14 protein-coding genes are annotated in these 12,647 nt (G+C 61.2%); 6 read left to right on the forward strand and 8 right to left on the reverse strand.

What is annotated here, in order from left to right:
- Nucleotides 1–92 precede the first annotated feature (92 nt).
- The 5 genes from D5125_09575 to D5125_09595 all read right to left on the reverse strand — a co-directional run bounded on the left by D5125_09575 (nucleotide 93) and on the right by D5125_09595 (nucleotide 4,720).
- The gene (locus D5125_09575) at nucleotides 93–1,328 is read right to left on the reverse strand and encodes a hypothetical protein (GenBank protein ID QFY89717.1); all 1,236 of its coding nucleotides are present in this window, start codon (nucleotides 1,326–1,328) and stop codon (nucleotides 93–95) included.
- Complete coding sequence (locus tag D5125_09580; GenBank protein ID QFY89718.1) at nucleotides 1,321–2,031, reverse strand: PspA/IM30 family protein; 711 nt, start codon at nucleotides 2,029–2,031, stop codon at nucleotides 1,321–1,323. Before D5125_09580 ends, D5125_09575 begins: the two co-directional genes overlap by 8 nt.
- 174 nt (nucleotides 2,032–2,205) lie before the next feature.
- Nucleotides 2,206–2,817 carry a histidine phosphatase family protein gene (locus tag D5125_09585; protein QFY89719.1) on the reverse strand — a complete coding sequence of 204 codons (612 nt, stop codon included), beginning with the start codon at nucleotides 2,815–2,817 and terminating at the stop codon, nucleotides 2,206–2,208.
- 134 nt (nucleotides 2,818–2,951) lie between these two features.
- On the reverse strand, nucleotides 2,952–3,533 hold the full coding sequence (locus tag D5125_09590) for a DUF2059 domain-containing protein (GenBank protein ID QFY89720.1): 582 nt from the start codon (nucleotides 3,531–3,533) through the stop codon (nucleotides 2,952–2,954).
- Nucleotides 3,530–4,720 (reverse strand): ChaN family lipoprotein, encoded by a 1,191-nt coding sequence (locus D5125_09595; protein ID QFY89721.1) that lies wholly within the window; start codon nucleotides 4,718–4,720, stop codon nucleotides 3,530–3,532. The genes D5125_09590 and D5125_09595 overlap by 4 nt, the downstream gene beginning before the upstream one ends.
- A gap of 207 nt (nucleotides 4,721–4,927) precedes the next feature.
- Between D5125_09595 and mepA the strand changes: the two genes are divergently transcribed.
- Complete coding sequence (gene mepA / locus D5125_09600) at nucleotides 4,928–5,863, forward strand: penicillin-insensitive murein endopeptidase (GenBank protein QFY89722.2); 936 nt, start codon at nucleotides 4,928–4,930, stop codon at nucleotides 5,861–5,863.
- An 83-nt stretch (nucleotides 5,864–5,946) separates the two neighbouring features.
- On the forward strand, nucleotides 5,947–6,429 hold the full coding sequence (locus D5125_09605; protein ID QFY89723.1) for a hypothetical protein: 483 nt from the start codon (nucleotides 5,947–5,949) through the stop codon (nucleotides 6,427–6,429).
- Between the two features lies 1 nt (nucleotide 6,430).
- On the opposite strand, the gene D5125_09610 is transcribed toward D5125_09605, so the two are convergent.
- Both D5125_09610 and queF read right to left on the reverse strand, forming a co-directional pair.
- Complete coding sequence (locus D5125_09610; GenBank protein QFY89724.1) at nucleotides 6,431–6,904, reverse strand: DsrE family protein; 474 nt, start codon at nucleotides 6,902–6,904, stop codon at nucleotides 6,431–6,433.
- 243 nt (nucleotides 6,905–7,147) lie between these two features.
- Nucleotides 7,148–7,567 carry an NADPH-dependent 7-cyano-7-deazaguanine reductase QueF gene (gene queF, locus D5125_09615; GenBank protein QFY89725.1) on the reverse strand — a complete coding sequence of 140 codons (420 nt, stop codon included), beginning with the start codon at nucleotides 7,565–7,567 and terminating at the stop codon, nucleotides 7,148–7,150.
- Between the two features lie 175 nt (nucleotides 7,568–7,742).
- Between queF and D5125_09620 the strand changes: the two genes are divergently transcribed.
- Together D5125_09620 and D5125_09625 are read left to right on the forward strand one after the other, a co-directional pair.
- Nucleotides 7,743–8,933 carry a nickel-dependent hydrogenase large subunit gene (locus D5125_09620; GenBank protein QFY89726.1) on the forward strand — a complete coding sequence of 397 codons (1,191 nt, stop codon included), beginning with the start codon at nucleotides 7,743–7,745 and terminating at the stop codon, nucleotides 8,931–8,933.
- A gap of 522 nt (nucleotides 8,934–9,455) precedes the next feature.
- On the forward strand, nucleotides 9,456–11,006 hold the full coding sequence (locus D5125_09625; GenBank protein QFY89727.1) for an ATP-binding protein: 1,551 nt from the start codon (nucleotides 9,456–9,458) through the stop codon (nucleotides 11,004–11,006).
- 263 nt (nucleotides 11,007–11,269) lie between these two features.
- On the opposite strand, the gene D5125_09630 is transcribed toward D5125_09625, so the two are convergent.
- A complete protein-coding gene (locus D5125_09630) occupies nucleotides 11,270–11,830 on the reverse strand; it encodes a Uma2 family endonuclease (GenBank protein ID QFY89728.1) in 561 nt (186 codons plus the stop codon).
- A gap of 180 nt (nucleotides 11,831–12,010) precedes the next feature.
- Between D5125_09630 and D5125_09635 the strand changes: the two genes are divergently transcribed.
- Together D5125_09635 and D5125_09640 are read left to right on the forward strand one after the other, a co-directional pair.
- Nucleotides 12,011–12,280, forward strand: a complete 270-nt coding sequence (locus D5125_09635; GenBank protein ID QFY89729.1) for a type II toxin-antitoxin system Phd/YefM family antitoxin — start codon at nucleotides 12,011–12,013, stop codon at nucleotides 12,278–12,280.
- A gap of 2 nt (nucleotides 12,281–12,282) precedes the next feature.
- Nucleotides 12,283–12,594 (forward strand): type II toxin-antitoxin system RelE/ParE family toxin, encoded by a 312-nt coding sequence (locus tag D5125_09640; GenBank protein QFY89730.1) that lies wholly within the window; start codon nucleotides 12,283–12,285, stop codon nucleotides 12,592–12,594.
- Nucleotides 12,595–12,647 lie beyond the last annotated feature (53 nt).

The following is a 12,647-nucleotide window of genomic DNA, read 5'->3' on the forward strand; positions in this document are numbered from 1 at the left end:
AGAGGTGCTTCACGCCAGGTTTATTGATCTGTCGCGCAGCGACGCAAAATTCTGTCCCCCGTCCCCCGTCCCCCGTCCCCCGTCCCCCGTCCTCAGTCTTCTGACCTCTGTCCCCTGCTCCGTTCCAACAGCGAGGCGGTGATGACCGCGACCACGCCGATGGCCGTCAGGCTGCCCCAGCTGTCGAGGCTGAAGCTGGTCAGGGCCAGGGCGATCTGGCGCAGCAGGCTGAGGATCACCAGCAGGGCACCCGTGCCCAGGATGAGCCTTTGCTGCCGACGCAGGCCCCAGCCGAGCAGGCCCAGACCCAGGGCCAGGCTGAACAGGCCGTGTCCCAGGCCAGTGAACAGCAGCAGATCCAGCCCCAGGCCGAACAGCAGCACCAGGCTGGCCAGCCAGCGCAGGCCGATCTCATAGAGCATAGCTGCCAGCAGGGGGGCCAGCAGAGGCAATACCCAGGCCTCTTTGTGTTCGACCAGATCGAACAGGGCCAGGGTCACCAGCAGGGCGCTGGCCAGGCCCAGCAGATCGGCAAAGCGCCTGCTCCAGCCCTCCAGGTGATGGGCGCAGGAGCGCAGCAATAGATGCACCCCGGCCAGGCTGAGCAGGACAAACAGCTCGTTGCCGCCATACAGCCAGAGGCCGCGACCGACCAGCAGGGCGGCGGGCAGAAAAAGTACCGCCAGGGCCAGCCAGCCCTCGAAGGTGCCAGCCAGGCGGGCCGCTTGCAGCCTGCGCGGCAGCAGCCAGAGCAGGCCCATGATCATGATCAGGGCGAGCAGGCCGCTAAGCTCCGGGGAGCGACTGGGGATGGCGATGGCCAGGTTGGCGACCAGGTAGGTCAGGCCCAGGCGGGTCTCCAGGCCACGGGCATGGACCTTGAAGGCAAAGTGCGCCAGGGCCGCCAGCAGGGGGCTGGCCAGGGCGAACAGGATCAGCGCCGTGGCTGGATTGTCCACCTGCCAAAGGGCGCTGGGCGGATACTGGGGCAGGCTGCCGTCCAGGCCGAAGTGCTGGTAGATAAAGGCCCCGAGCACGGCAAAATTGACCGGCAGCGAGGCCAGCGCCAGGGCGAGGAAGGTACGCGCGCCCTTCTGCTCCTTCAGCCAGAGGCCGTTGATCAGGCCCCCGGCCCCCAGCCCCAGGGTCAGGCCCAGCAGCATCAGGTAACGCAGCAGGTCGTTGCCGCCCTGCCATTCCTGAAACAAAAAGGTGATGAAGGCCCCACTCAGGGCGGCCACCCCGATCCAGCGCAGCAACTGCGCCAGGCTTGGCAAACGGGGCCGGGGCAGGGAGAGGATGCGTGACTTGATGCTCTGCTCATTCATCGCCCTGCTCCTTACTCAGCAGCACCTGCAGTTGCCGGCGCAGGGCCTTGTCCTGCTCCTCACGGGCAAAGCGCTGGGCCAGGGGGTCGGCCGCTGCAACACCTGCCTCTGGACCGAATTCCGGGCCAAATTCCACGCCCAGATCCGAGTCCAGCGGGCTGCATGAGGCCGACACGGGCTCGGCCTCGATCAGCCGCCCCTCCCAGCGCTCGAACACGGACTCCACATCGATCGGGCCATCCTGCCTCGGCTGCATCAGCCGCTCGGCCTGCAGGCTGCTCTCGCGGGTGCGCAGCAGGTGGCGGCGCTGGCTCAGCTGGCCGATGCGCCGCTCGTTCTGCTCCAGCCGGGCGCGCAGCCTGTCTTCCTCCAGCCGTTGCTGGGCCAGATCCTGCTCCAGCTGTTGGCATTGCTCGGTACAACGGTTGTGCCGCTGCAGGCAGGCCAGGGCGGTGGTCTCGTCCGCCGCCGAGCGCAGGGCCCGCTGCCGCCACTGCTCGGCGGCCTGTTGCAACTCATCGCGTCGGCTCTGCAGGGTCTGGCGGTCGCGCTGTACCCGGCCCAGGCGGGCGCGGGCACGGGCATTGGCCTGCCGCATCTCGCCGATGGCGGCCTCGATCAGGGCATCCTGGTTTTCGATCTGGTCAACCGCCTGCTCGATGTTGGCGCGCAGGCTGGTGGTGATGCGTTGGATAAGGGACATGATGGCTTCTCCTGTCAGGTTGTGGTGAACACTTGCTGTCAGAATCCGTGCCGTTTTGATATTTACTTTATATTCAGTAAGTTGATATTTATTATGAGATCAGGTCCTGGGGCCAATCATAGGCAGATAGGCATTTTTTGTCTTTGTTCTGTACATATAGTGTACGATCCAGGCTCAGTCGAGTCCTTGCCGATTATGGAATTCCAGCCGGATGCCGCCAGGCTCCAGGCCGTTTTCGTCGCGGCGGAAGCGGCTGATACCGGCGGTGTCGATGCGGGCCCTGTACCAGGCGCTGGGCGGGGCCTGCAGGGCCAGGCCGAGCACGGCGCGAATCACCCCGGCATGGGCCACCACCAGCAGGTGTTCACCCGCATGGCGCTCCACGGCGCGCTCCAGGGCGGTGGATACGCGCTGGCTGAATCCCTCCAGGTCCTCGGCACCCTCGGGGCGGTTGCGCAGGGGGTCTTGGTAAAAGGCCGCGTAGGCCTGGGGTTGCTGCTCGGCCACCTGGTCGGGGCTGAGGCCCTCCCAGCAGCCAAAGCCGACCTCGCGAAAGTCGGGCTCGATCGCCAGCGGCAGGCCATGGCGCTGGCTCAGGCGCTCGGCAAAGGCCCGGCAGCGCAGCAGGGGGGAGCTGATAATGCCCTGCCAGGGTGCCTGATCCGGCACAGCGGCCCAAAGCTGCCCCCAGCCCCTGGTCGAAAGGGGGTCATCGATGCGGTGACCCCGGTAGCGGCGCCCCCCTTCGGGCTCGCCATGGCGGATGAAGTCGATCAGTGTGGGCATAGGGTTCAGAGGTCAGAGGTCAGAGGTCAGAGGTCCCCCTTTGGCAAAGGGGGAGGCCAATACAATCCCCCTTTACAAAGGGGTATGCCAACACAACCCCCCTTTTGCAAAGGGGGAGATCAACCTCAAAGAAATCAGCCTCCGCTGGCCAGTTGGTCCAGCTCTTGGGTGATTTGTCTCAGGGTTTGCTGGCTGAGTTGCTCGGCCCTTTGTTGCAGTTGCTTGCCGTATTCATGCTTGATGGCGCGGGTGGCGTCCTGCACCAGTTGACCGTTGTTGCGGGCGAATTTGCGTCCGGTGGGTGAGCGGTAGAAGGCCACCAGGTCCTGCAGTTCGCGTTGGCTGAAGTGGCGCAGATAGACCGGGATATAGACATCCCGCACCAGGCGCTCCCAGGGCATGGTCTGCTTCATCAGGGTCTGGAAGCGGGTGATGAATTGGCCGAAGTTGCGATCCAAAATCGCCTTGGCCTGGCTGCGCTTGCGCTCCCCCAGCGGGCGTTGCTTGAGGGCCTCGGCCAGGCCGGTGCTGAAGCTGGTCTGGATGTTGCGCGTCATCACCTGCAGCAGCTGGCTGTATTGCCGCTCGGCCCCGGATAGCTGCAACAGCTCGCGCACCTCGCTGGCACCGCGCTGCTCATCCGCCCCGGTCAGGGCGGGTAGCAGCAACAGGCAGCTGACCAGCAGATGCCGCAGGTATTTGCCTAAAAATTTCATAATTTAGCCTTTTTACGCTGCGTGGGCTTGGCCAGGGTCAGTTGCAGCAGGCGGCTTGGGCTGTCTTGCGCCTCGGCCGCCACCTCCAGGCTGATCTGGGTGCCGGGGGGCTTGTCGAGCAGGGCCAGCTTGAGGTCGGTGAAATCCCTGATCGGCTGCTGGTCCAATTTCAGGATGCGATCACCCTTGCGCAGCCCGGCCCTGTGTGCCGGGCCCTTGGGGTCGATCTCCACCACCACCGACTGCTGCGGGGTGTGGCGCAGCTCCACGCCGAGCTGGCCGATGGGCGGCAGCTCGGCCTGGGGCGCGCTGAGCAGAAAGTCCGCCAGCTGCGGGTCGAGTTCCCCATCCAGGGTCGGTAGCAGTGTCTTGCCCAGCAGTTCGGTGCGCCGTTCCACCCGGTCGGGGATGCCGTGGCCGTATTCCAGATGACCGACCCCGGCCAGCACCACCAATGTGGTCTCGCTGTCGTTTTCCAGAAAACGGGTGACCTGTTCGGCCATGGTCTCATCCCAGGTCAGCTGCACCTCGTAGAAGTTACCGAACGAGCCCTTGATGCCCTGATGGCGGGCATAGATCCGCTGCAGCCGCTGTTTGTAGGTCTCGTTGGTGAAATAGTATTCCTCTGGCAGCTGCGCCACATAGAAGTCATCCAGGCCCTTCAGGCCACCCTGCATGATGGCCTGGATCAGCTCAGAGGGGGCGTTAAGCGCGATCAGCGGCAGCCCCTCGCGTTTGGCAAACTGCACTATGGGGCGGTAGTGTCGGTAATCATGCCCCCAGCGGGAGAAGTATTGGGTGCGGCGCAGCATCTCCGCCTCGTCGATGCGATCGGCGATGAAGTCATCCAGGTGCTGCTGAAACGGCCGTTGTATCCATTCCACGCCTATGGCCAGCTTGACCTTGCGCCGGTGCAGGGCCTCCAGCAGGGCCAGCTGCATCCTCTGGTGGCCGTACTCCGAGTGAATCTCGCCAATAAAGATAACGTCTTCCTGCAACAGCTGTCCGATCAGGCCGGTAAAGCTCAGCGCCTGCCCGGCATCGGCCAGCCGCGGCAGGCCCTTGCCGCCTACCACCTGGATCGCCTCTGCCTGGTCGATGGTCTCCTGGCTGCTGCAGGCGCTCAGGCCGAGCAGCAGCAGGGGCAGCAGCAGTTGCAGCAGGGGCAGGGCGGGAAACTGGGGCACGGATGTCTCTGACTATAGTCTGAATGGGGTAAAACAGCGCGAATCATAGCATTTGCCCAGGCTTCGTGCCGATTCGCCAACCTTGAACCTGGTGGATTGCCGCACCCCGCCGGGTTCGACCTGCAGGCCGCAATCTGGCAAAGTATCCGCCCTATCAATCAAGCCAGGGCCTGGGCCCTGGGCGGGAAAACAGTTTGGAGGAGCGGTGTGAATACGAGGAATCTATCACCAGGCCCGGCGGCGGGGCGGGTACGGGGCCTGACGCTGGCGCTGGTGCTGGTCGGGTTGACCGGGGTGGCCGTGGCCTCGCCCTGGGCGCGGCTTAAAACCAGCACGCCGGGGCCGACGCAGGTGATCGGCAAGGTCTCCCTGGGCTGTATCGGCGGGGCCCAGGCCCTGGCCGAGACAGGCACGGGCTACGTCAGCATCCGCCGCAAGCGCAACAGATACTATGCCCATCCCGCCACCCTGGAACTGGTGCAGCGGCTGGGCCAGGCGATGCATGAACGCCGTCCGGATCGGCTGATCATGATCGGTGACCTGTCCCAGCCCCGAGGTGGGCGCATGGACTCCATGCACCGCAGTCATCAGAACGGCGTGGACGTGGATGTCTGGCTGACCCTGACCTCATCGGCAAAAGACGCCAAAAAACTGGCACCCGAAGGCAATGACCCCCCCAGCATGTTGCAAAAGGACAAGCGTCTGGTCAGCAAGCACTGGGGAGAGGACCAGATATTCCTGCTCAAGACGGCGGCCCAGGACCCGGCCGTGGCGCGCATCTTCGTCAACCCCGGCATCAAGCTGGCGCTCTGCGCCTCGCAGGGGGTGGAGGCGGAATGGCTGCGCAAACTGCGCCCCTGGTGGGGCCACGATGCCCATTTCCATGTGCGCCTGAACTGCCCCAAGGACAGCCCCCAGTGTGAGTCCCAACCGCCCATCGGCAAGGGCAGCGGCTGCGGTGTCGAACTGGCCTCCTGGTTCAAACCCAAGCCCGTGGTAAAGCCCGCGCAGAAGCCGGAGAAACAAGCGGCGAAGAAACCGGTCAAGATCGCCAAGCCCAGGCCCCCCGCCATCCACCCCAGATGCAAGCCGGTGCTGGCCTATCAGAAGACAGAGGATAGAAGACAGAGGGCAGATAATTGAGTCCCGTTCACTGAGCGAAGCCGAAGTGTGGTTTGGTTTTTGCATCACCCTGGCCGTGTTCAGTGTTTTGCCGGAATCAAACCATGAAATCGATCCGCCTTGTTGTCTTATCTCTGCTCGCCCTGCTGGCCGGGCCGACCTTGGCCGAGTGCTATTCCAACGTCAAGGCCGGTGGGTATTGCGAAGATCCCATTGCCGATATCCAGGCCCAGGCGGGGCAGCGCAAGTTCCGTCTGCCCAACCCCTACCGCCAGCCGGTGGTGATCGACTCCGACCTCAAGGACATGGGCATGAGCTGCGCCGATCTGCAGCGGGAGATCAACTACCTGCGTAAAATGACCTACAGCTACAAACCCAACCCCTACAACGACCCCATCACCGGCATCTCCGTGCTCGGCGGTGCCCTGGTGGCCTGGCCGCTGTACGCCGGTCTGGGCTGGAGCAGCTACCTGGGCGGACAGGAGAACAAGCGCATCGCCGAGGCCGAGGATCAGATCGAGGAGCTACGCCGCCTCAAGGCCGAACGCCACTGCTTTGAATGCGGCGGCCGCAAGGGTTGCCCCTGAATCACCAACTGATGTAGGCAAAGCCCCGTTCTTGCAGCAGCATCAGGTCCACTGCGCCTATGGGCACTACCTTGGCGAAGGGCAGCAGGTCTTCCTTGCTCCAGCCCAGGCCCTCCAGGGTGTTGCCGCAGGCATGGAAGGCAACGCCGTAGGTGGCCAGGGAGGCGGCGCGTTGTTGATGGATCTCGGCCACGGGCCGCCCCGGCTTCTTGCCCAGCAGGTGCAGACCGGCACCGCTGCAAGAGATCACCACCTCCACGTCATCACCGTATTTGCGGATCATCTCACCGGCGGAAAACAGGACATGGCCCAGGTAATCGTCATCCGCCTTGTTGCACTGGAAGACCACATGGTGCAGGGAGTCGTCCTCCATGTGGGTCTCGGTATGGTGGGCCAGGGCAGGCAGAGCGGCCGCAAGGCCCAGGCCAGCCAGGCAACGCAGCAGATGACGACGGCCAATGGGGCTTGAATTCATGGGACACTCCTCGTGAATAAGACGACTTTGTATCACTCCAGCCCGCTCAAGTGAAGCGCCCAGCCGCAATTAGCCCGAGCTGATGGGCGAGCCTCATCGGTCAGACCGTTAAACCAAAAAGGGGCATTTGGCCACTGTCGAGTCCCGGCTCCAGGCCTCGCTCTACCACCTCCTTCCGTAGAGCCATCTGTGTCTCTGTGGCTTAGCTGAAGGATTTACTGTGAAACAACCTGCTGTTGGCGATCATCCGGGGAGGCCTTGCCCAACGGTTGCCCCATGCAGCTGGACCGGTTCGGGGGCCTGCCAGCCGGGGGTTCGGTGTTCGGCAGTGATCAGGGTGTAGATGCCGCCGCGCACCTTGAAGTCGGCGCTCAGGCGCATGAATTTGGGCTCTGCCGCTGCCGCCATGGCGTTGAGCATGCGGTTGGTGACGTCTTCATGAAAACCGCCTTCATTGCGGAATGACCAGATGTAGAGCTTGAGTGATTTCAGCTCCAGGCATTTCTGGTCAGGTACATACTCCAGCAGCAGTTCGGCAAAGTCCGGCTGGCCTGTCTTGGGACACAGGCAGGTGAATTCCGGTATGCGGATACGGATACTGTAGTCCCGCTCGGGATGGGGGTTGGCGAAGGTTTCGAGGGTCTTGCTGGGTTCTGTGGCCATGATCGAGGTTCACTGCTGGGTAATCAGCCGCCGATCATATCGCAAAAGCGCCCCCGACTCCTGCACGAACAACGCTTTCCTTCCACCTGCCGCTTTGGCCAGCTTGGCTGGCCTTAAAAGAGGATTTAACCTGTGTTAATCGCGCCCAAGCTCAATCCTCAACCGGAAAACCGCCATGACCCCCAACCCCGCCGGTGCCATCCATCTGCAATTGACCACCAATGCAGAGCGGGTGATTGCCGTGGATCTCGACTCCAGTCGCCCCACCAATCTCAGTCAGCGGCTGTTTCGCGGTCGTGGCAGTGAGCAGGTGCAGGCCCTGGTCCCCCTGGTGTTCAGCGTTTGCGCCACGGCCCAATCGGTAGCGGCCAGCCAAGCGCTGGAGCAGGCCGCAGGGCTGGACCTGGACCCAGCGCAGGAGCGGGCGCGGGAGTTGCTCTTGCTGGCGGAGACACAGCGCGAGCACCTGTTCCGCGTACTGCTGGGTTGGTCCGCCTGGCTGGGGGCCGAGCCCGATGGGGCCGCGCTGGGGGAGCTTGGGCGTCTGCGTGGCGACCTGGTGCCGGCCCTCTATCCCCAGGGGGATGGCTTCAGACCGGGTGGTGGTCGTCTGCAGCCGGACCGAACCCGGCTTCAGGCCATGTTGCAAGGACAGGAGCGGTTGTTGCGGGACCTCCTGGGGCTGGGCCCGGCGGACTGGCTTGGGCTGGGTTCCCTGGCCGAGATTCAGGCTTGGGCCCAAAGCGGGGATCGCCTGGCCCAGCGATTCTGTCGCCAGATAATGCAGCAAGGACTGGCGCAAATGGGCGCGGTTTCTGTAATGCCGCTACCCCCTTTGGATCCCGCCCGGCTGAGCGCCCTGTTGCAGGCCGAGGGGGCCGCCGAGTTTGTCGCTGCACCGCTCTGGCAGGGCCAGGTGCGGGAGACCGGTGCCCTGCAGCGGCAACAGGCCCAGCCCCTGTTACAGCCCGTGCGCCAGGCCCATGGCACGGGCCTGCTCTGCCGCCAGCTGGCGCGTCTGTGTGAACTGGTCCAGGGCCTGGAGCGCATGGGCGAACTGGTGAACAACCTGGCCCCGGCCCGGCCCGGCGGTCAGGCCCTGCGCCCCTCGGGTCAGGGCCTGGCCCAGGTCGAGGCCGCCCGTGGGCGGTTGGTGCACTGGCTGGATCTGCGCCAGGGCCGGATTGCCGACTACCGCATCCTCGCCCCCACCGAGTGGAATTTTCATCCCCGAGGGGTGCTGGCCCAGGGCCTGATGACCCTACCGGCCAACCGGAAACTGCCCCAGCTGGCGCAGTTGCTGGTGGACGCCATAGACCCCTGCGTGGAGGCCAGGCTAAGTGTTCAGAAGACAGATGACAGATGACAGATGAAAAAGGACAGAGGGTTGAGGGCGCTTTGCGCCCGGTTTTTAAATCTATAAACCGCAGATTACGCCGATTGTCGCAGATTAAATTATGTATTTTTATGTGGTTAGAGTAATTTGGCCAGTCACCCGCTGGGTGAGTGTGTGCACTTGGTAAACACACTGAAAAATCGGTGTAAATCGGTGAAATCTGCGGTTCACCGATGATCCCGTCATCGGTTTGGCATGACCTACCTCCCTGTAGGCCCGATGCAGGAGGTAGAACAGCGTCTGGAACAGCTGTCGAGTGCATAATCCTATATTCCTCAGTTAAGCCACAGAGACACAGAGATCACAGAGTTGTTTCAATGAGTTACCTATCAGACTGGACTCACCCAGAAGGTGTTGAATGTTCGCTTTCCAACACATTGATTTTTCTCTGTGTACTCTGTGTACTCTGTGGCTCTGTGGCCAAATGCTCTTTTTAGGATAATTGGGGTCTGTCCCCTAATTTTCGCTAATTTTCGGTGCTATCATGGTGGCATGAAACGCAAAAAACTCCCCACCGGTATTGCCAACCTCCGCGAGATGCGCGAGGAGGATCATTACTATGTGGACAAAACCGCCTATGCCCTGCGGCTGGTCGATGAGGGAAAATACTACTTCCTCTCCCGCCCGCGCCGCTTTGGCAAATCCCTTTTTCTCGATACCCTGGCCGAGCTGTTTCAGGCCAATGAGCCGCTGTTTCGTGGCCTCCATGCCCATGAGCACTGGGATTGGTCGATCCAATACCCTGTCATTCGGCTGAGCTTTGGCGGTGGCCTGATGCGCGATCGGGCACAGCTAGAGGCCAAGTTCCGCGAATTGCTCGATATCAACCAGGCCAAGCTGGGCATCACCTGCCGCCAACCCACCGCTCCGGGCTGTTTTGCCGAGCTGATCCAGAGCGCCGAGCAAAAATACGGCCAGCGCGTGGTCATTCTGGTGGACGAATACGACAAGCCCATCGTCGATAACCTGACCCAACCCGAGCTGGCCCGCGAGATGCGCGATGGTCTGCGTAACCTCTATTCCGTGATCAAGGACAACGACGCCCAGATCAAATTCGCCTTCATCACCGGCGTGTCCAAGTTCAGCAAGGTGAGCATCTTCTCCGGCCTGAACAACCTGGAAGACATCACCCTGAATGCCGGCTATTCGGCGATCTGTGGCTATACCGAGGATGACCTGGATGAGGTATTCGCCCCCGAGCTGGAAGGCCTGGACCGGCAGCAAATCCGCGATTGGTACAACGGCTACAACTGGACCGGAGAGGCGGTGTATAACCCTTTCGACCTGTTGTTGTTACTGCGTAACCGTCAATTTCGCGCCTACTGGTTTGAAACCGGCACGCCGACCTTCCTCATCGACGTACTCACCCAGCGCCAGACCTTCAGCCCCAAGATCAGCGACTGGCACGCCACCGAGGCCCTGCTATCGCGCTTTGATGTGGACGACATGGCCACCGAGGCCCTGCTCTGGCAGACCGGGTACTTGACCATCCACGGTCAGCGTCAGGTGGGCGCTGCCCGCGTCGAATACCGGCTCGGCTATCCCAATCTGGAGGTGGAAAGCGCCCTCAACGAGGCCCTGCTCAGCCGGCTCTACGGCAACGCCAGCCTGGCCAGCGAGTCCGTCAGCCGTCTTTACGATACCTTGATGAGCGGCGATTTTGAGCAACTGCACCAGCACGTTCACAGCCTATACGCCAGCATCCCCCACGACTGGTACCGCAACAACCCCATCACCCACTACGAAGGCTACTGGGCCAGCGTCTTCTACAGCCACTTCGCCGCCCTGGGGCTGGATATTCGCCTGGAAGACGCCACCAATCAGGGCCGACTGGACATGGCGCTGCTATTCAACGGCCAGGTCTGGCTGTTCGAGTTCAAGGTGGTGGAGCTGGTGCCGGAGGGCAAGGCGCTGGAACAGCTGAAGGCCAAGCATTACGCTGAAAAATATCTGAGCCTCAAGCAGCCGATCCATCTCATCGGCATCGAATTCAGCAAAGAGCAGCGTAATCTGGTGGGGTTTGAGGTAGAGTCCTTGCTGTGAAAAGAATTACGGTGACAGTTTACTAAATTACACAATTCATGTTCTCTAGGAGCCTGTCGGATTTAGGATGCTCCTACTGCGCCGGTGGGAAGAACGGCCCAGAATTATTTTAAACATTGGCCCCGATTTTTCGTTGCGTAGGCCAACTATGCGCGTCAAAATCGTGAAAATTTGTTCTCGCTCTCCCACCTTGCTCGCCACGGGCACCTAAACCCGACAGGCTCCTAGTCAGAGGGCATAATTGGGCTCTGTCCCCTAATTTTCTAATTTGCTAGGTCCTGATACACCTCATCCAGGCTCAGCTCCAGCTCCAGACAAGCCAGATACAGGCCGCCCTGGGTCAGGATCTCCCCGCGCCAGTCACGGCTGCGCCTGAAGCACTCCAAACGGCGCTCGTCCTGGGCCACCAGCAGGTACTCCTGCAGGCTGGGGATCTGCCGATAGGACAGAAACTTCTCCTGCCGATCCACCCGCTGGGTGGATTCGGAGAGCACCTCGACGATCAGGCAAGGACTGCTCCTGAAATAGGCGTGACGATCGTCCCCATCGCAGGACAACAACAAATCCGGGTAGTAAAAGATGCTGCTGCCGCCGATCTCCAGGCGTACCTTCATATCCGAGGTAAACAGCTGACAACCCCGGCGGCGGGCGGCGGGCGTGAGGGCAAAGGCCAGGGCATTCACAATCAGGCCATGCCGATCGCTGGCTCCGACCATGGCATAGACCTGGCCGTCGATGTATTCATGCCGAATCTCGCTCTGCTGCTCCCCTGCCAGATAATCTTCAACGCTCAGCTCGGGATAAGACGGAATCTGTAAGCCCATTGGATTCTCCTCTTGGTGTCTGTTGTTGCTGGTTGCGCCCCGGCCTCACTTGACCTTGAGGCGCTTTTTCTCCTTAGGCTGCCTCTCCACCGGCCAGCCAATCGTCGAGACTCGACAATTATGGCATGATTGACACGACCTGTTTACAGGTGCTGTTAACACTAATTGACGAGGAGCTTTATGGATACCGTATTTTCTGAAGATATCATTCCCCTATCTGACCTAAAGATCAACCCAGGCAAAGTCGTAACCCGGACAACAGACACGCATCGGCCCATTCTTCTCACCAGCAGAGGGCGAGGTGTTGCTGTGGTTCAAGGGCTTGACGATTACGAGAAAGCGAAGGAAGAAATGCAATTTCTAAGGGCTGTAGCCCAAGGCCTAGCCGATATTCGAGAAGGCGAGACCCTATCATTACAAGAAGCGAAGAAAATACTGGGTTTCGATTAAATATGAAAGTCGTACTCGCCAAGTCTGCTCTGAGTGATCTGCAGGAGATAAGAGGCCATTATTCGGAACAGGGTCTTCCAGAGGTAGGGCAACGACTCGTAAACGACATATTGAAACACGTGCAGCATCTGGCTGATCATCCCGACCTCGGCAGAAAAGTCCCAGAGTTTGATCAGGAAAACATTAGAGAAATAATCCATCCACCCTTCCGAATTGTCTATCTGAGGAATCCATCGAAAATCAACTTGATCCGTGTTTGGCGGAGTGAACGATTGCTCATGCTTCCCGATTCAGGCGATGCGCCAGATCTGTGATATGGTATTTTCTTAAGGGCACCCTTGCGAACTTGTCCCTTGCCGTTTTCCCA

This window comes from gamma proteobacterium SS-5 (assembly GCA_009497875.2).
Classification (GTDB): Bacteria; Pseudomonadota; Gammaproteobacteria; order Chromatiales; family Chromatiaceae; genus Magnetovirga; species Magnetovirga frankeli.